This window comes from Cellulosimicrobium funkei, from assembly GCF_900155925.1.
Classification (GTDB): Bacteria; Actinomycetota; Actinomycetes; order Actinomycetales; family Cellulomonadaceae; genus Cellulosimicrobium; species Cellulosimicrobium funkei.
This window is the reverse complement of sequence record NZ_FTMI01000001.1, coordinates 839,966-858,471: the sequence shown is the minus strand read 5'-3', so window position 1 is coordinate 858,471 and position 18,506 is coordinate 839,966. Positions and strand designations below refer to the sequence as shown.

General features: G+C 76.2%; 15 protein-coding genes. 11 read left to right on the top strand and 4 right to left on the bottom strand.

Annotated features, from left to right (window positions below; all coding sequences use genetic code 11):
* Positions 1-5: 5 nt before the first annotated feature.
* The 3 genes from gadC (BXA05_RS03695) to BXA05_RS03685 are packed head-to-tail and all read left to right on the top strand — an operon-like array spanning position 6 to position 6,180.
* Complete coding sequence (gadC, locus tag BXA05_RS03695; protein WP_083711356.1) at positions 6-1,649, top strand: glutamate/gamma-aminobutyrate antiporter GadC; 1,644 nt, start codon at positions 6-8, stop codon at positions 1,647-1,649.
* Positions 1,646-4,987 (top strand): bifunctional lysylphosphatidylglycerol synthetase/lysine--tRNA ligase LysX, encoded by a 3,342-nt coding sequence (lysX, locus tag BXA05_RS03690; protein WP_083711354.1) that lies wholly within the window; start codon positions 1,646-1,648, stop codon positions 4,985-4,987. Before gadC (BXA05_RS03695) ends, lysX begins: the two co-directional genes overlap by 4 nt.
* A 2-nt stretch (positions 4,988-4,989) precedes the next feature.
* Complete coding sequence (locus BXA05_RS03685) at positions 4,990-6,180, top strand: alpha/beta hydrolase (protein WP_076403938.1); 1,191 nt, start codon at positions 4,990-4,992, stop codon at positions 6,178-6,180.
* Positions 6,181-6,187: 7 nt separating this feature from the next.
* On the opposite strand, the gene BXA05_RS19545 is transcribed toward BXA05_RS03685, so the two are convergent.
* From BXA05_RS19545 to BXA05_RS03670, 3 genes are all read right to left on the bottom strand, one after another.
* Positions 6,188-6,610, bottom strand: coding sequence for a hypothetical protein (locus tag BXA05_RS19545; protein ID WP_076403937.1), 423 nt, complete (start codon positions 6,608-6,610; stop codon positions 6,188-6,190).
* A 50-nt stretch (positions 6,611-6,660) separates the two neighbouring features.
* Positions 6,661-8,175, bottom strand: a complete 1,515-nt coding sequence (gadC, locus tag BXA05_RS03675) for a glutamine/gamma-aminobutyrate antiporter GadC (RefSeq protein ID WP_076403936.1) — start codon at positions 8,173-8,175, stop codon at positions 6,661-6,663.
* A 78-nt stretch (positions 8,176-8,253) separates the two neighbouring features.
* Complete coding sequence (locus BXA05_RS03670; RefSeq protein ID WP_076403935.1) at positions 8,254-9,528, bottom strand: amidohydrolase; 1,275 nt, start codon at positions 9,526-9,528, stop codon at positions 8,254-8,256.
* A 545-nt stretch (positions 9,529-10,073) separates the two neighbouring features.
* On the opposite strand from BXA05_RS03670, the gene BXA05_RS03665 reads away from it, so the two are divergent.
* From BXA05_RS03665 to BXA05_RS03630, 8 genes are all read left to right on the top strand, one after another.
* Positions 10,074-10,277 (top strand): cold-shock protein, encoded by a 204-nt coding sequence (locus tag BXA05_RS03665; RefSeq protein ID WP_076404113.1) that lies wholly within the window; start codon positions 10,074-10,076, stop codon positions 10,275-10,277.
* Positions 10,278-10,461: 184 nt separating this feature from the next.
* Positions 10,462-11,148, top strand: coding sequence for a Pr6Pr family membrane protein (locus BXA05_RS03660; RefSeq protein WP_076403934.1), 687 nt, complete (start codon positions 10,462-10,464; stop codon positions 11,146-11,148).
* A gap of 10 nt (positions 11,149-11,158) precedes the next feature.
* Positions 11,159-11,830: a hypothetical protein gene (locus BXA05_RS03655; RefSeq protein ID WP_076404112.1), complete on the top strand. Its 672-nt coding sequence runs from the start codon at positions 11,159-11,161 to the stop codon at positions 11,828-11,830.
* A gap of 89 nt (positions 11,831-11,919) precedes the next feature.
* On the top strand, positions 11,920-12,627 hold the full coding sequence (locus BXA05_RS03650) for a copper resistance CopC family protein (protein ID WP_076403933.1): 708 nt from the start codon (positions 11,920-11,922) through the stop codon (positions 12,625-12,627).
* 88 nt (positions 12,628-12,715) lie between these two features.
* On the top strand, positions 12,716-13,252 hold the full coding sequence (locus BXA05_RS03645) for a hypothetical protein (protein ID WP_137279932.1): 537 nt from the start codon (positions 12,716-12,718) through the stop codon (positions 13,250-13,252).
* Between the two features lie 181 nt (positions 13,253-13,433).
* The gene (locus BXA05_RS03640; RefSeq protein ID WP_076404111.1) at positions 13,434-14,168 is read left to right on the top strand and encodes a YcnI family copper-binding membrane protein; all 735 of its coding nucleotides are present in this window, start codon (positions 13,434-13,436) and stop codon (positions 14,166-14,168) included.
* Positions 14,169-14,171: 3 nt separating this feature from the next.
* Positions 14,172-15,884 carry a copper resistance CopC/CopD family protein gene (locus BXA05_RS03635; protein ID WP_083711348.1) on the top strand — a complete coding sequence of 571 codons (1,713 nt, stop codon included), beginning with the start codon at positions 14,172-14,174 and terminating at the stop codon, positions 15,882-15,884.
* Positions 15,881-16,510: a YcnI family protein gene (locus BXA05_RS03630; RefSeq protein ID WP_076403930.1), complete on the top strand. Its 630-nt coding sequence runs from the start codon at positions 15,881-15,883 to the stop codon at positions 16,508-16,510. Before BXA05_RS03635 ends, BXA05_RS03630 begins: the two co-directional genes overlap by 4 nt.
* A 27-nt stretch (positions 16,511-16,537) precedes the next feature.
* On the opposite strand, the gene BXA05_RS03625 is transcribed toward BXA05_RS03630, so the two are convergent.
* Positions 16,538-18,466, bottom strand: coding sequence for a sigma-70 family RNA polymerase sigma factor (locus BXA05_RS03625; protein WP_076403929.1), 1,929 nt, complete (start codon positions 18,464-18,466; stop codon positions 16,538-16,540).
* Positions 18,467-18,506: the final 40 nt, after the last annotated feature.

The following is an 18,506-nucleotide window of genomic DNA, read 5'->3' as shown; positions in this document are numbered from 1 at the left end:
GGACCATGGCACAGGGGGCAGCACAGGATCCGCCCGGAGGCTCGGGACCGCACGTCCGGGCCGACGGCACGCACGCGCCGACGGCGGCGCACGTCAAGCCGCACCCGTACGGGTCGCCCGGCTCCCGGCAGCCGCCGGGCCACGCGGGGCCCGCCATCGGGGCGCCCGCCGCGGGCGCGACGACGTTCATGTCGGTCGTGCAGCTCGCGATGCTCACCGTGGTGGTGGTCGCGTCGCTGCGCTCGCTGCCGGCGATGGCGTCGTACGGGCTCGGCTCGGTGACGCTCTTCATCGTCCCGGCGATCCTCTTCCTCGTCCCGACGGCGCTCGTCGCGGCCGAGCTCGCGACCGGCTGGAAGGGCGGCGTCTTCACCTGGGTGCGCGAGGCGTTCGGCGAGCGGGCCGGGTTCGTCGCGATCTGGCTCCAGTGGATCCAGAACGTCGTCTGGTACCCCACGCAGATCGCGTTCATCGCGGCGAGCCTGTCGTTCGTCGTGGGCGACCCGGGCCTCACGCAGAACGGCCTCTACACGGCCGTCGTGATCCTCGTCCTGTACTGGGGGTCGACGCTCATCACGCTCGCCGGCGGCAACCTGTTCGCCAAGGTCGGCTCGTGGAGCGGCGTCTTCGGCACGATCCTGCCCGCCGTCCTGCTCATCGTGCTCGGCGCGGTCTGGCTCGGCACCGGCGAGCGCTCGGAGACGACGCTCGAGGCGTCCGCCGTCATCCCGCCGTGGACCGGGATCGCGTCGATCGTGCTCATCGTCTCGAACGTGCTCGCGTACGCGGGCATGGAGGTCAACGCGGTGCACGCGAACGACCTGCGCAACCCCGGTCGGGGCTTCCCGCGCTCGATCGCCATCGCGACCGTGCTCATCCTCGTGGTCTTCATCCTCCCGACGCTCGCGATCTCCGTGGCCGTGCCGAAGTCGACGCTCGGCGTGACCGACGGCATCAACCTCGCGTTCAAGGCGTTCTTCGACCACTGGGGCATGAGCTGGGGCACCCCGGTCATCTCGCTCCTCATCGCCCTCGGGGCGTTCGCGTCGGTCGTCACGTGGATCGCCGGGCCGTCGCGCGGCCTGCTCGCCGCGGCCCGGACCGGCCTGCTGCCGCCCGCGCTCCAGCGTCGCAACAAGGCCGGGGTCCAGGTCGGGATCCTCGCGGTGCAGGGCGGGATCGTCACGCTGCTCGCGCTGCTGTTCGTGCTCGTGCCGAACGGCAACACCGCGTTCATCGCGCTCGTGGACATGGCGGCGGCGCTGTACCTCGTCATGTACATGCTCATGTTCGCCGCGGCGATCCGGCTGCGGCGCACCAAGCCCGACGTGGTCCGGACCTACCGCACGCCCGCGATGCGGTTCGTCGCGGGGCTCGGGTTCGTCGCGTGCGCGGCCGCGTTCGTGCTCGCGTTCGTCCGGCCGTCCGGCTTCAGCGGCCTCTCCGAGACCGCCTACCCGATCGTGGTCGCCGGGGTCGTCGTCGTGCTCGGCGGCCCGCCGCTCCTCTTCTACGCGCTGCGGCGCCCCACGTGGGACCGTCGTACCGCGGCGGAGCGGCAGACCGCCGACGACGTCCTCGTCAACCCGCCGACGCAGCCCGCGCCGGCGCCCGCCCGCACACCGCGCGACCCGGAGGAGACCACGTGACGGGTACCAGCACCGTCGGGCGCGAGACGCCCACCCCGGACGGCGGACGGCGCGCTCCAGCGCCGCCCGCCGTCGCGTCGCCCTGGGCGGAGACGGTCGCGCGCTGGGGCGGCCGGATCCTCGAGGTCTACGCGGTGTGGCTCCTCGTCGCGCTGATCCTCCGTCCCGTCGCGCACCACGCCGAGCGCCCGGTCGCCGAGGTCCTGTCGGTCACGAACGTGCCGTCGTACCCGTCGCTCTTCTCCGCGGTCGTGGTCGGGCTCGTCGCGAGCGGCTTCCTGCGCCGTCGCCGCGCCGCGCTGTGGTTCGTGGTCCTCGTCTGGCAGCTCCCGTCCGCGCTCGTCATGCTGCTCGCGATCGTGCTCGACCGGATCGACCCGGCGGCCGGCGTGCTCGACGACGTGCACTGGACGGCGTACGCGGGCGGGCTCGTCGGGCTCGTGCTCGTCGTGGTGCTCGTCGCCGCGCGCCACGCGTTCCCCGCCCGCATCGCCCGGGGTGCGTGGTGGACGGCGGCGCTCGTCCTCGTGCTCGGTCTCGCCGTCGCGACCGGCGTCGTGTGGGCGCTGCTCCAGGTCGTGCCGTCGAGCCTCGACGACCAGTCGGCGCGGCTCGGGTGGGCCCTGAGCGTCTCGGTCGGGCTGTCGCCGCACGAGGAGCCGTTCGCCATCGACGGCGGCGCGCCGGGCTGGCTCGCGCTCGTCGGCGGCCTGCTCGCGGGCGCCGCGCTGCTGCTCGCGGTGCTCGTGTTCCTGCGGACCGGCCCGCGCGACGCCGCACGCACCCCGGACGAGGAGCTCGCCGTGCGCCGTCTGCTCCTGGAGCACCCGAGCGACGACTCGCTCGAGTACTTCGCGACGCGCGACGACCGCGACGCGATCTTCTCCGGCGACGGCCGCGCCGCCGTGTCGTACCGCGTGGTGAGCGGCGTGCTGCTCGCCGCGGGCGACCCGCTCGGGGACCCGGCGTCGTGGCCCGACGCGATCGAGCGCACGCTCGCGTACGCGCGGCGCCACGGGTGGGCGCCTGGCGTGCTCTCGGCGAGCGAGAAGGGCGCGCGGGCCTACCGCGACGCCGGGCTCGCCGTCCTCACGATGGGTGACGAGGCGATCGTCGAGACGCGGTCCTTCGACCTCGCGTCGCCGTCGATGCGGCCCGTGCGGCACGCCGTCGCGCGGCCCCAGCGCGAGGGGTACACCGTGCGCCTGCGGCGGCAGCGCGAGATCCCGGCGGACGAGCTCGCGGCGCTCGCGCAGGCCGCCGACGCGTGGCGGCACGGCGAGGACGAGCGCGGCTTCTCGATGGCCCTGGAACGCCTCGGCAGCCCGCGCGACCCGCGCGTGCTCGTCGTCACCGCGCACGACCGCGACGGCGCGCCGCGCGGACTGCTCACGTTCGTCCCGTGGGGCCGCAAGGGGGTCTCGCTCGACTACATGCGTCGGTCTCCCGACGCGGTGCCGGGCGTCACGGAGCTCATGATCTCGACGCTCGCGAGCGAGGGCGCGGGCATGGCGATCGACCGGGTCTCGCTCAACTTCGCGATGTTCCGCGGCCTGATCGAGCAGGGCGAGTCGGTCGCGGCGAGCCCCTTCCAGCGCTTCCTGCGCCGCCTCGTCCTCACGGCGTCGCGCTGGTGGCAGCTCGACCAGCTGTACCGCTCGAACCAGAAGTACGAGCCGCGCTGGCGCACGCGCTACCTCTGCTACGCCGCCCCCGCCCAGCTCACGTCCGTGTCGCTCGCGGCGGGGCAGGCCGAGGGCTTCGTGCCGCAGTGGCCCGGCGCGCGCGGCGGCACCGGGAGCCAGCAGGTCGCGACGGCCGACGCCGCCCTCGGCGCGGCCGTGCGCGAGCAGGAGGACGCGCTGCTGGCGCTCGACGTCCCGACCCGGCGGCTCACCGACCAGGAGCGCGCCCGCCGTGCCAAGCTCGACGTGCTCGCGGCGGCCGGCATGCCCGCGTACCCCGTGGCCGTGCCGCGCACGCACCGGCTCGCCGACGTCGACGACCTGCTGCTCGGGCACGAGGTGTCCGTCTCGGGGCGCGTCGTGCGGCTCCGGGACCTCGGGGGCGTCGTCTTCGCCGTCCTGCGCGAGGAGAACCACGAGCGCCAGGTGATGCTCACCGCCGACGGCGCCGCCGACCTCGCGCTCTGGCGCCGCGTCGTCGACCTCGCGGACCAGGTGAGCGTCACGGGGACCGTCTCGCGCAGCCGGACGGGGGAGCTGTCCGTGCACGCGGCGTCGTGGGTCATGGCGTCGAAGTCGCTCAAGGCGCCGCCGGACAAGTTCCGCGGGCTCGCCGACCCGGAGACGCGCATGCGCCTGCGCCACGTCGACCTCGCGCTCGACACGCGGTCGTCCGTGACGCTCCGCGGCCGCTCCGCCGCCGTGCACTCGCTGCGCTCGTCGCTCGTCGAGCGCGGCTTCATCGAGGTCGAGACGCCGATCCTGCAACGCGTGCACGGGGGAGCCAACGCGCGCCCGTTCCGCACGCACATCAACGCGTACGACATGGACCTGTACCTGCGCATCGCCCCGGAGCTGTTCCTCAAGCAGCTCGCGATCGGCGGCATCGAGCGCGTCTTCGAGCTGGGCCGCAACTTCCGCAACGAGGGCGCCGACGCGACGCACAACCCGGAGTTCACGTCGCTCGAGGCGTACCAGGCGTTCGGCGACTACACGACGATGCGGCACCTCACGCGCGAGCTCGTCGTCGCGGCCGCGGTCGCGGTGCACGGCGACGCCGTGTCGCGCCGGCCCGACGGCAGCGAGGTCCGGCTCGACGGCGAGTGGCCCGTCGTCACCGTGCACGACGCCGTCTCGCGCGCCGTCGGCGCCGAGGTCACCCCGGACACCCCCGACGCGGAGCTGCACGCCCTGTGCGCCCGGCTCGGCATCGAGGTCGGCGAGGACGAGACGCACGGCGCGGTGGTCAACGAGATGTACGACCGCCTCGTCGAGGGCCAGACGGTCGAGCCGACGTTCTACACCGACTTCCCGGTCGAGACGTCGCCGCTCACCCGCGTGCACCGCCGCGACCCGCGCCTCGCGGAGCGCTGGGACCTCGTCGCGTTCGGCGCCGAGCTCGGCACCGCGTACTCGGAGCTCATCGACCCGATCGACCAGCGCGAGCGGTTCACGCAGCAGTCGCTCCTGGCGGCCGCGGGCGACCCGGAGGCCATGGAGATCGACGAGAACTTCCTCTCGGCGCTCGAGTTCGCGATGCCGCCCACCGGCGGGCTCGGCCTCGGTGTCGACCGCATCTACATGACGATCATCGGGGCGTCGATCCGCGAGACGCTCGCCTTCCCGTTCGTGAAGCCGCAGCGCCGGTCCTGACCGTGGCGACCGGCCTCCCCGTCCCCGACACCGACCCGGCCCTGCCCGCGGCCGTGCTGCGCGAGCTGCAGCCCGCCGAGACGTACCTGACGAGCTACCCGGTCGCCGTCGTGCTGACGGTGCTCGGGGCGGGAGCGGTGGCGTGGGCCGTGGTGCGCGCACGGCGCGGCGCCCGGGCGCGGCGCGCGCGGCGGGCCCGGGGCGAGGACCCGCGCCGACCGTGGCGTTCGCGCGTCGCGACGGCGTCCCTCGCGACGCTCGGCGCGCTGTCCCTCGTGCTGGGCCTGGCGGTCGGCGCCAACGCCTACTCCGGCTACGTCCCGACGTGGGGGGCCGCCCGGGTGCAGCTCGTCGCGCTGGGTCTGACGGACCTGTCGGCCGACGCGCCGGGCGGCGCGCACCGGGGCCAGGTGCGGACGCTCGCGATCCCGGGGACGGCCGCCGAGCAGATCGCGGACGAGGACGCCTGGGTGTACCTCCCGCCGGGGTTCGACCCCGAGGGCTCGACCCGCTACCCGGTCGTGTACCTGATCCACGGGTCGCCCGACGACCCGAGCAGCTGGTTCGCCGCCGGGCGGGTGCCCCGCACGATGGACGTGCTCATCCGGCGCGGGCTCGTCGACCCGATGATCGTCGTCGCCCCCACGGTGAACGGCACGGGGCCGGGCGGGCTCGACACCGAGTGCCTCGACTCGACGACGGGCGGCGAGCAGGTCGAGACGTACCTGACGACGACCGTCGTCGACACCGTCGACGCGACGTACCCGACGGTCGCGGACCGCGAGCACCGCGTCCTCGGCGGCATGTCGTCCGGCGGGTTCTGCGCGCTCAACGTGGGTCTGCGGAACCTCGACCTGTACGGGGCGATCCTCGCGATCGAGCCCTACGGGAACCCGGGCCCCGGGCCGGAACGGACGATGCTCTCGACGCAGGCGGAGATCGACGCGAACACCCCGACGACGTACCTGCCCACGATGACGTTCACGCACCCGATGCCGGTCTTCCTCGACTCCGGGCAGGACGCGCCGCGGGAGGCGCTCACCACGGTGCGGCGGATGGCGCAGGACCTCGAGGACCAGGGGCAGACCGTCGAGCTCCGCGAGGAGCCCGGTCAGACGCACACGTGGGCCATGGCCGCGACCGCGCTCCCGTACGGGCTCGTGTTCGCGCAGCGGCAGATGGCGGGCGGCTGACGCCGCGTCACTCGTCGGTGAGGAACTGCCCGCCGATGCCCGCCTGGGTCTCGAGCAGGTCGCCGGTGTCGCCGAGCACGACCCAGTTCGGCCCGGCGAGCGCGGCCTCGCCCTCCTCGGTGGGCTGACGCGGCAGGAGCGCGAGGAACTCGTCCTCGGCGATCCCATCGGCGAACACGGCGAGGAGCGTCGTGTCGTCGCACGCGCCCAGCTCGACGTCCTCGCTGTCCGTGCTCTCGGTCGTGAACGACAGGCACGTGAGGCCGGCGGACGTGGCGGCGCGGTGGAGCGCGTCGAGCGAGTCGTACTCGACGTCCTTGTCGCCCGGGCCGGGGCCGGAGCAGGCGGCGAGCGCCCCGACGAGGACGACGAGACCGACGACCGGGCCGGTCGCGGCGCTGCGAGGGCGGGGAGCGGGTCGGGTAGGCATGTTCCGATGGTCCGCCGCCGCGCGGGTTCGCGCCACGGGAACCTCGCCCGTCATCCCGGCGGGCCGGGACCGCCCCGGTCGGGTTCGGCGTCCGCGGACTGCCGGGTGAAGGGCGCGAACGTCGACGAGTCGTCCCGCCAGGCCGGTGTGCGGGCGCGGTACAGGAGCAGCGGGAGGGCCACGAAGACGAGGGCGAGCGCGACGAGCAGCACGACGTACGTCGTCGGGCTGCCGACCGCGACCTGGCCGGGCGGGGCGAAGCTCGTGACGAGCGCGAGCAGCGACGCGACGAACCCGAGCCCGCCGACCGCCCAGACCCCGACGCGGCCCCCCGGCACCCGGTAGGGGCGCGGCCGGTCGGGCTGCGTGCGGCGCAGCACGACGACCGCGGCGAACATCAGGAGGTAGGCGACGAGGTAGAGGATCACGGTGAGCTGGCTGAGGAGCTGGTACGCGGACTGCACGGAGGGCATGACGACGAACAGCACCGACAGCACGGTCACGACCAGCGCCTGGACGAGGAGGATGTTCGTCGCCATGCCGCGGTCGTTCGTCCGGTGGAACCACCGCGGGAGGAACCCTGCTCGCGCGACGGCGTGCAGGCCCGTGGCGGGCCCGGCGACCCACGTCGTGACGCCGGCGAGGACGCCGACGGCGAGCATCGCCGCGACGACCGGCCCGGCCCAGCCGATCCCCGCCCAGGCGAGCAGGTGGTCGAACGCCTGGAGCAGGCTCGTCGTGAGGCTGATGTCCTGCTGCGGCACGACGACCGCGATCGTCAGCGTGCCGAGGGTCAGCACGACGACGGCCACGAGCGCGGCGACGAGGATCGCGAGCGGGTAGGTGCGCTCCGGCCGCCGGATCGAGCGCACGTGGACCGCGTTGACCTCGATGCCCGCGTAGAAGAGGAAGATCCCGGCGGCGAGCACGATGTTGTCGAGACGCGTGAGGTCCGGGACGAACGCGCCCCAGGAGAGCGTGGTCCGGGACGGCTCGCCGCGAAGGAGGTAGGCACAGCCGAGCCCGACGAGCAGCGCGGCGGGGACGAGCGTCCCGACGATCCCGCCCCAGCGCGCGGTGCGGGCGAACGCGGACGCGCCGCGCAGGGCGATGAGCGTCGCGGCCCAGAACACGACGAGCACGATCGCGAGGACGAAGAGCCGGTCGTCGGCGACCCGTTCGTCGAACCGCGCGTCGGGCCCGGTGTAGGCGAGCGTGACGGCGGCGAACGTGAGGACGGTCGGGAACCAGATGCAGCCCTCGACGAACACCATCGCGATCGCGAGGAAGCCCCACCTGCTCCCGAACGCCTCGCCGACCCAGCGGAACATGCCGCCCTCCTCGGGCCACGTGGACGCGAGCTCGGCCGCGACGACGGCGACGGGTGCGAGGAAGCAGACGGCGGCGAGCAGGTAGTAGAACGCGGAGGAGAGCCCGTACTCCGCCTCGGCGGGCAGACCGCGCAGGCTGACCACCGCGGCGACGTTGAGCATGACCAGCGACGTGGCCGTGATGGTCGCCGCGGCGGGCCGGGCGGGGTGCTGCGAGGTGGCGGTCCGGGCCATGGCGTCCCCCTCCGCGGGCGCGACGGCCCTCGGGGGAACGCTAGCGACGCCGCGCGCGACCGGCGAGCGGGGCCGGCGTCAGGCCCGGAAGCGCTCGCCGCGCTCGACGACTCGGCCCGCGCCGCGCCCGTCGGCCGCCGTCGCGTCCCACGTGTAGACCTCGGTGCCGGTGATCAGCACGTGCTCCGCGCGCGACGTCACGTCGAGCGGGTCGCCCGACCACACGACGACGTCCCCGTCGAGGCCGGGCGCGAGCGCGCCGACGCGGTCGTCGAGACCGAGGAAGGCCGCGGGGTTCACGGTGAGGGCGCGCAGCGCGGTGTCGCGGTCGAGGCCCTCCTTGACCGCGAGCGACGCCTGGTGCACGAGGAAGTTGATCGGCACGACGGGGTGGTCGGTCGTGATGGCGACGCGCACGCCCGCGCGGGCGAGCGCCCCGAGGTTCGCGATGTCGCGGTTGCGCAGCTCGATCTTCGAGCGCGACGTGAACAGCGGGCCGAAGATCACCGGCACGTCGCGCTCGGCGAGGACGTCCGCGACGGCCGCGCCGTCGGTGCCGTGGTTGACGACGAGCCGGTAACCGAACTCGTCCGCGAGGCGCAGCGCGGTCGCGATGTCGTCGGCGCGGTGCGTGTGCTGGTCCCAGTACAGCTCGCCCGCGAGGACGCGCGCGAGGGTCTCCTTCGCGAGGTCGCGGTCGAACGGCTCGCCCTTCGCCTCGGCCGCGTCACGCCGTGCGGCGTAGTTCTGCGCGTCGACGAACGCGGCACGGATGACCTTCGCGACGCCGAGGCGCGTCGAGGGCGTCTTCTTCTGGTCCCCGTACACGCGCTTGGGGTTCTCGCCGAGCGCCGACTTCACGGAGACCGCCTCGCGGATCACCTGCTCGTCGACGGTGCGGCCGCCCCACGTCTTGATCGCGACGGTCTGCCCGCCGATGGGGTTGCCCGAGCCCGGCTTCACGACGGCGCTCGTCACGCCGCCGACCAGCGCGTCGCGGAAGCCCTCGTCCTCGACGTTGATCGCGTCGATCGCACGCAGCGCCGCGCCGTTCGGGTCGGTCATCTCGTTCGTGTCGTTGCCGGCCCAGCCCTCGGCCTCCTCCATGACGCCCATGTGGGCGTGCGCCTCGACGAAGCCGGGCAGCACCCAGCGGCCGCGCGCGTCGAGGGTCGGGACGCCGTCGGGCACGACGACGTCCGCGCCGACCGCGGTGATGACCCCGTCCTCGACGAGGACGGTCCCGTTCTCGATCGGGTCGGACGCGACGGGCACGAGGTAGCCGTTCACGACGGCGACGCTGCGGCGCGCGGTGCGAGGGGCGGTGCGGGCGGGGGTGGAGGAGGTCGTCATGCCCCCATCATCGCCCGGGGCGACCGTCCGCCACACGCCATGGTGTAGCGTGAGGGCTGCGCCCAGGTCGCGAGCAGGGTCTCGCGACGATCTTCGGTCCTCGGCATCGAAGCACGACCGCGGGCGCCGGGCAGCAGACGCTGCCGACGACGATCTCCGCCCCAGAAGCGCGCGGAGCGAGAGCAGAGAAACACATCACTTCTTCCACCATCCTTGACCGCCCGGCGACCGCTCCTGCGGCCGCGGGCACGCCCGGACCAGACCTCGTGCTGCGCCGCGCCGACGACGACCTGTGGGTCGCGACGGCCGACGGCGAGTACGCCGGGATGGTCACCCGACGCCCGGACGGCTTCCACGTCCACGACCGCTTCACGCGGCCCGTGACCGTCGTCGCCGCCCTGGAGCACGCGCGGCGCCATCTGAGCGCCCCGCCCGGTCGCCCGGCGGGCTCCCGCCGCGACCACACCCCGAACTGCCGGCGCCCTGCAGGGCGCGGTACCCGGACCCGCGCACGTGGGCCGGTCGTCTCGACGAAGGAAAACACCATGGCTACAGGCACCGTGAAGTGGTTCAACTCGGAGAAGGGCTTCGGCTTCATCGCCCCCTCCGACGGCACCGCGGACGTGTTCGCCCACTACAGCGAGATCCAGTCGAGCGGCTACCGCTCGCTCGAGGAGAACCAGAGCGTCTCCTTCGATGTCACGCAGGGCCCCAAGGGCCCGCAGGCGACGAACATCCAGGCACTCTGATCCCGCTCCCGCCCGGCGCCTCGCGCCGGCGGGGGTGACGATCTCCACCGGAGGGCCGCGCCTCGTGCGCGGCCCTTCGGCGTGCCCGGACCTCGACGCGCGCGGCGGTGCCCGACGGCGGTCGTGCCCCGGCCGCGAGGACTAGGCTCTCGACCGGAGCCACACCGCGCGCGAAGGAGCCCGCATGCACGTCGTCGTCGGACTGTTCCGGCTGTTCCTCGTCGTCCTCGCCCTCGTCGGGACGCGCGCGATCTGGCGCGACGGGGACATCGAGGGCCTCGTCTACTTCACGAACCAGACGGGCTTCCTCATCGCGGTCGTCTTCGCCTGGGCGGGCCTCGCGTCCCTCCTGCGCCGCCGGCAGCCGCCGGGGTGGCTGAAGGGCGGCGTGACGCTGTTCGCCGCGATCACGGGCCTCGTGTCGTGGCTCGTGCTCGCGCCCGAGGACCCGGGCGCGCCCGCCGTCTTCCTCGGGCTCACCGACGGCCAGATCGAGCACGAGGTGCTCCCGCTCGCCGTGGTCGCCGACTTCCTCCTGCTCGACGCGCACCGGCGCCTGCGCGGCCTCGACGCCGCGCGCTGGCTCCTGTACCCGCTCGCGTACTTCGCGTTCACGACGATCCGCGGGTTCGTCAGCCCGGGCAGCGAGTACCCGTACGGGTTCGTCGACCTCGACGCGCTCGGCTGGACCGGGCTGCTCGTCAACGTCGTGCTCTACGGGGCGGGCTTCCTCGTGCTCGGGCTCGTGATCGTCGGGCTCGACCGGCTCCTGCCCACCGGCCCCGCGATCGGCCGGTACGCGGAGCGTCGGCCCGCCCCGGCCCCCGCGTCGCAGCGGTCCCGGGCCGAGGGCGTGGACACCTCGCGCTAGGGTGGCCGTCGTGCCCTCCCCGGTCGTCGGTCCGCTGCGCGTCGCCCGCGCCGCGCTCGTGGCGACCCTCGTGCTCGCGCTGACGGCGCTCGCGCACCGCGTCGCCGGGGGCGCGCTCCCGGACCCGCTGGTCCTCGCGGCGCTCGCCGCGTTCACGCTCGCCGGCACGACGGCGGCCGCCCGCCTGCGCTTCACGCCCGCCCGGCTCGTCGTGCTCCTCGGGGGTGCGCAGCTCGCGCTCCACCAGGCGCTCACCGTCCTGACCCCGGGGTCGTGCCACGCCGTCGGCGGGGGAGCCGGGCACGCTGCGCACCTCGCGGCGTCGTCGGGCGCGGTCGTGTGCGCGGTGCCGTCGGCCGACGGCGCGGCGTCCCCGCTGCACCCGGAGCACCTCGCGGCGTCGGGCGCGTGGATGGTCGCCGCCCACGCCGCCGCGACGGTCGTGCTCGCCCTCGTGCTGGCGCACGGCGAGCGCGCGCTCGAGCGGTTCCTCACCTGGGTGACCCCGCGCGCCGCGCTCCCGCTCCCGGCCCGTGCGGCGGTCCTCGGCCGCCGCGGCGTCGTCCCCGCGCGCCTGGTGCGCGTCGTCGGCGTGTGGCGGTCGCTCCGGGCGCCGACGCGCGGACCGCCGCGGGCGCACGGTCCGTCGGGAGCACTGCTGCGCCCCCTCGCCGCGTCCTGACGCGGCCCCCGACGAGGCCGACCCGGCGACGGCCGGGCCCCGGGGCACCACCGTGCGGCCACCGGCCGCGCCTCGGACGGAAGAACCTCATGACCCTCTCCCTGCGCCGACCGCTGTCGGCCCTGCCCACCCTGCTCGCCCTCCTCGCCGCCGCGGCCCTGACGCTCGGCCTCACCGCGACCGTCACGACGCTCACGGCCGGCCCGGCGTCCGCGCACGACCGGCTCCTCACCTCCGACCCGGCCGACGGTGCACAGCTCGAGGCCCCGCCCGCGGCGATCACGCTGACGTTCAACACCGAGCCGCTCCCCGTCGAGCCGCAGGTCGTCGTCTCCGACTCGGCCGGCACGGTCGTCACGCAGGGTGCGCCCACGATCGACGGCAGCACCGCGACCTACGCGCTCGACCCGGCCGTCGCGCTCGGCGGCGACACGTACACCGTCGCGTGGCGCGTCGTCTCGTCCGACGGGCACCCGATCGAGGGCACGTTCGCGTTCGCCGTCGCAGCCCAGCCGGAGGCGCCCGCGACGGACGACCCCGCGACGGACACGGCGACGCCGGAGGAGACCGCGACCGAGGAGCCGACGACCGGCACCACGACCGAGCCCTCCGCGACCACGACGACCGACGCCGCCGAGACCGCGGACGACGGCACCTCGTCGCTGCTGCCGGTGCTCGTGGGGCTCGGCGCGCTCGTCGTCGCCGCGGCGGTCGTCGTCGTGGTCGTGCTGCGCCGTCGGGGCCCCGGCCCGGACGCCGGCACCGACGACGGCGCCCCGCACGACCCGCAGGGCTGACCGTGCCGGCGCACGCCGCCCTCTCCCGCGCGGAGAGGGCGGCGCCGGCCCCTGCCGCCGGAGCCCCTTCTCCCGCTAGGGTGCGTCCGTGACGTCGCCCGGAGCAGGGGTGCTCCGCGGGGTGCGGGTGCTGCTGCTCGCCGCCGCGGTCGTCGGGCTGTCCGTCGTCGCGCACGGCCTCGCCGGAGGTACCGACCCCGGGGCGGTCCCGCTCGGGGTCCTCGCGGTCCTCACCGCCGTCGCCGTGCGACCCCTCACCCGGCGCGAGGTCGGGCTGCCGCGGCTGCTCGGCCTGCTCGGCGCGGGCCAGCTCGTGCTCCACGTCGTCTTCGACCGCTGCGCCGCGCTGTCCCCGGCCGACGCCGCCGCGCACGCGCACTCCTCCTCGCCGCTCGCGATGCTCGGCGCGCACGCCGTCGCGACGCTCGCCGTCGCGCTCGTGCTGCGGTACGGCGACGCCGTGCTGTGGCGCCTGTGGACGTGGCTCGCAGGACGCCGGGTCCCCGGCCGCCCGCGGCCCGTCGTCGTCCTCGCGGCCCCTCCCGCCGTCGGCGCGCTGCCGACGGTGCGCGACCTGCTCGTGCGCGGCGCCGCGCCCGGGCGTGGGCCGCCCCTTCCCGCCTGACCTCTCCCGGACGCCCCCGCGGACGCCGTCGCCCGACGGAGTCTGCGGCGTCCCGCTCCCGCGCGCCCGCGCGACCGCTCACCCGCCGCCGGCCGGCTCCGCCGACCCGTGGCGCGGCGCGCCGTCGTGCCCGCCGGAGCAGCGTCGCCTCTCCCCGCACCTCTCCCCGAAAGGCACCACCATGCGAAAGACCCTGCGCGCCGTCGGCGCCGCCGCACTGACCACCGGGCTCGTCGTGACCGGCACGGCCGCCGCGTCCGCCCACGTCACCGTCACCCCCGACACGACCGAGGCGGGCTCCTACGCCCTCCTGACGTTCGGCGTCCCGCACGGCTGCGGCGACTCCCCGACGACGAAGGTCTCCGTCCAGGTCCCCGAGCAGGTCGTCACCGTGACCCCCACGGTCAACCCCGGCTGGGACGTCGAGAAGGTCATGGAGGACCTCGCCGAGCCCGTCGACGACGGGCACGGCGGCCAGTACACCGAGCGCGTCGCGGAGGTCGTGTACACCGCGAAGGCGCCGCTGCCCGACGGCTACCGCGACGCGTTCGTGCTGTCGCTCAAGCTGCCCGACGCGGCGGGCGAGACCCTCGTCTTCCCGACCGTGCAGGAGTGCGCCGAGGGCGAGAGCGCCTGGGTGCAGGTCCCGGCGGACGGCGAGGACGGCGAGGAGCTCGACCTGCCCGCCCCGCTGTTCGAGCTGACGGCCGCGTCCGGCGGCGACGCGCACGGCACCCAGGACGCCGCGGCGGACGCGACCGCCGAGCCGGCCGCCGCGGACGGCGAGACGACGGAGGCCGCCGCGAGCACGTCGAGCGGACCGGCCCCCGCGGTCACGTGGACGGCGCTCGTCCTCGCGGCGGCCGGCCTCGTGCTCGGGCTGCTCGGGTTCGTGCGCTCGCGCCCGCGGGCCTGACCCGTGGGCCGCCCCCTGGCGCTGCGCCGGGCGGTGGCCGTCGTCGTCGGTGCCGCGGCCGCGGTCCTGCTCGCGATCCTCGCGAGCGGCCCGGCCGCGGCCCACGCCGTCCTCGTGGGCACCGACCCGCAGGACGGCACCGTCCTCGACGCGCCGCCCGACGCGCTGACCCTCACCTTCAACGAGCCCGTCCAGGTCGTCCCCGGCGGCACGACCGTCCTCGCGGCCGACGGCACCCCCGTCGACGTGGACGTCGCCGCGGTCGACGACGCGCTCGTCGTCACGCCCGGCACCGCCCTCGGCGACGGCACGTACGTCGTCAGCTGGCGCGTCGTGTCGCTCGACACGCACCCCGTGGCGGGGGCGTTCACGTTCTCCGTCGGCGCGCCGAGCACGACCGCGGTCGAGGCGCGTGTGGCCGAGCCGACGGCGGCGCTCGTCGCCGTCCGGGCGCTCGACCAGGCCGCCGTCTACGCCGGGACGTTCCTCGTCGCGGGGCTCGTCGTCTTCGAGCTCCTCGTGCTGCACGTCTCGCCCGGCGCGGCCCCCGTGTTGCGGCGGCGGCTCCAGTGCGTCCGGCGCGGGGCGCTCGGCGTCGCGGCCGTCGGGACCGTGCTCGCGGTCCCGCTCACGCCCGCCTGGCAGGCGGGCGGCGGGCTGGGCGCGCTCGCGGACCCGGCGACGTGGTCCGCGGGCCTCGCCTCCGACACCACCGTCGCGGGCGCGCTCGGGCTCGCGGGTCTCGTCGTCGCGACGCTGCTCGCGCCCCGGGCCGCGCGCGAGACCCGGGCCGCGTGGCCCGCGGGCACGGTGCTCGGCGCCGCCGCGCTCGCGCTGGGGTCGCTCGTGCTCGTGGGCCACACGCGGACCTTCGGGCCGCCGTGGCTCGTCGTCACGGCGGACGCGCTGCACGTCGCGGCCGGGGCGGTGTGGCTCGGCGGCGTCGTCGGGCTCGGGCTCGTGCTCGCGCCGTCCGCCCACGTGGACGCCCGCCGCGCGGGCGTGACCGTGGCGCGGTTCTCCGCGCTCGGCGCGTGGGTCGTCCTCGCGCTCGCGGTCACCGGGACCGTCCTCGGGTGGCGCATCCTCGGGACCTTCGACGCGCTCGTCTCGACGACGTACGGCCGGACGCTGCTCGTCAAGGTCGGCGTCGCGCTCGTGCTCGTCGGCATCGCGGCGTGGAACCGGTACCGGCTCGTCCCCGAGGTCGCCGGGCCGGGAGGTGCCGCTGCGGCGGGCGGCACGACCGCGACGACGGCGCGCCGTCGGCTCGGCCGGACCGTCGCGGTCGAGGCCGCGCTGCTCGTGCTCGTGCTCGCCGCGACGGGCGTGCTCGTCTCGCGCAGCCCGGTCGTCCCGGCGGCGCCGTCCGCGCAGGACGGCGTGACCTCCGGCGTCGAGGTGGTCGAGGAGCTCGGGGACGGCACGCTCCGCGCGCGCGTCACGCCGGGGCGCGTGGGCGTCAACGCGCTCGAGATCGAGCTGCTCGACGCCGACGGAGCGCCGTTCGAGCCCGTCGCGGTGCCGGAGCTGGCGACGACGCTCGCCGACCCGGCGCTGGGCCCGTTCTCGCGGCCGCTCACGCGCACGGGGCCGGGCGCGTACGAGGCGACGCTCGACCTGCCGATGCCCGGCTCCTGGACGCTCGAGGTGAGCGTGCGGACGTCCAAGTACGAGAACCCGATCGTCCGCGTCCCCGTGGAGGTGACCTCATGACCCCCGACCGACGGCCGCTCGGGCCGCACCGCGGTGCGCACCGCGGTGCGCGCGCCCTCGTCGCCCTGGCCGCCGCCGGGGCGCTCGCTCTGCTCACGGTCGCACCCGCGGCCGCGCACGTGCTCATCGAGACGGTCGAGCCGCGCGGCGACGGCACGTCGCGGCTCACGTTCACGTTCGACCACGGGTGCGACGGCGAGCCCACCGACGCCCTGCGCGTCACCCTGCCCGCGGGCGTCGAGGCGCTGGACGCGGGCCAGCCGGCCGGCTGGACCGCCGAGGTGACGGACGACGCCGTCGCGTGGGCGGGCGCGCCCGTGCCCGACGGCGAGCGCGCGGCCTTCACGCTCGACGTCCGCGTGACGGGCGAGCCTGGGCAGGCGTTCGTCTTCCCGGCGGTGCAGGAGTGCCCGTCCGGGGCGTCGTACGCGTGGACGGACACCGACCCGGCGGGCGCCCGTCCGGCACCCACGTTCGTCGCGACGGCGGCGTCGCTCGCCCCCGCGCCCGTCGCGCCTGGCGCTTCCCCGACGCCGACCGGCCCGCTCGTCGGGGCGGTCGTGCTCGGGGCGGGCGTCGTCGGCGTCGCGGGCGGGGCGTGGTCCCGGCGGCGCGTGCGGGGGTGACGCCCGCAGCCGTCGCGGGTCCCGTGCTCAGGGGCCCGCGACGGTGAAGCCGACGCTCACGGTCGGCCCGAACCCGGCGGCGTCCGACGCCGGCTCGACGAACCGGATCCCGAACGTGTGCGGCCCGGGCGCGAGGCCGTGCACCTGGCGCACCGCGGGCTCGTCGCCGAGCTCGTGGAGGTTGCCGGTCGAGCGTCCGTCGACGAACGCCTCGACGACCAGGCCCGCGGCGCCCGCGAAGGTCACGAGGACGGAGAAGCGCGGGTCCTCCCACGGCGCGGTCTCGCGCGCGCCGAGGACGGTCTCGCCGGGGCCCGGCGACAGCACGCGCGGGAGGTCGAACACGTAGGGGCCGAGCGGCGCGGCGGACGCGGAGACGACGCCGTCGACGTCCTGGACGACGTCGAGCACGTGCTCCCCGGCGGCACCGAGCCCGGTCGCGACGAGCGCCCAGCGGCCGTCGGACGCGACGGTCGTCGTGCCGACGACCGCTCCCGTCGCGTCGAGCGCCCGCACGCTCGCCCCGGGCTCCCCGCTGCCGCGCAGGGCGGGGTAGACGGTGAGCGTCCCGGCCGGGGGCGCCTCGTCGACGACGGGTGCCGGAGGCGCGGGTTCCTCGGGCCCGGGCTCTTCGGGCGCGGGTTGCTCCGGACCGGGCTGCTCGGGCTCCGGCGGGGCCGGCGTGGCCGGCTCGACCGACGGCGGGGCCGGCTCGGGCACGGTCTCGCCGGCTCCGGGCGCGTCCTGCCCGTCCGGACGGGGGGCGGGCGGGGCGTCGACGCCTGCGGCGGGCGGCTCGGGGCGGTCGCCCGCCCCGCCGGGGGCGTCCGGCTCGGTCGCGAGCGGCACGTCGTCCGCGCCGTTCTCCGCCGGGTCGCCGTCCGGCAGGACGGGGAGCGGCGCGGCGAGACCGGGTGCGGACGACTGCTGCCCGGCCGCGGCGGCGGGCGGCTCGGCGGCGGACCACGGCCGCGCCACGGCCAGCACGCCGACGACGGCCGCCACGACCACCGCGGCGAGCGCGCCGACGAGGACACCGGGGACCGCGGCCCCCGAGGCGGCGGCTCTCGCCCCGGTGCCGGGCGCCGGCCAGGCGGGCCCGCCCCCGGTCGCGCCGGTCGCCGGGCCCGTCGTGGCGCCGGTCGCCGGGCCCGTCGTGCCGGGCGCGGCGGCCGTCGCCGCGAGCGCGCCCGTGGCGGCGTCGACCGCGGCCGGGAGGCCGAGGACGAGCGGCAGGAGGACGATGCGCAGGCGCGAGGCGACGTCGTCGACCTCCTCCGCGAGGATCGAGCACGACAGGCACCCGGTGAGGTGCTCCTCGACGCGGTCCTGCGCCGCGCGCGACAGCGTCCCGCGCGCGTGGTCGCCCAGGCGCTCGACCGTCCAGCGGCACTCGGGGGCCACCGCGTCGCTGCTCACGTGGGCCTGGAGCCACTCGCGGCGCAGGCCCTCGCGGGCGCGGTAGGAGAGCGCGGCGGTCGCGCTCGCCGAGAGCCCGAGCAGGGGCGCCGCCTCGCGCGGCTCCATCCCCTCGACCTCGGTGTACCAGAGCACGGCCTGCCACCGCTCCGGCAGGCGGCGGAACGCGCGGACCGTCACCGAGCGCTCGAGGACCTCGGTCGACAGGTCGCGCGGATCGACGACCTCGGGCACGTCCTCGACGGGCGTCGGGTCCGGCGTGCGGGCCCAGCTCGCCGCGACGCTGCGCAGCGTCGTGTAGAGGTAGGGCCGGAACGGGCCGGTCGGCCCGTGGCCGGACTGCAGCGCGCCGAGCACGCGCAGGTATGCCTCCTGGACGAGGTCGTCCGGGTCGTACGTCGCCGTGAGGCGGCGGGCCGCCGCGCGTCCGGCGTCCGCGTGCCGCTCCCAGAGCACGGCGAACGCCTCCGCGCGGCCCGCGCGCACCGCGTCGGCGAGCTGCTCGTCGCCGAGCTCCGTCAGGTCCTGCGTGTGCACGCCGCTCCCGTCCCGGCCGCCTCCGTCCGGCGGCCCTCAG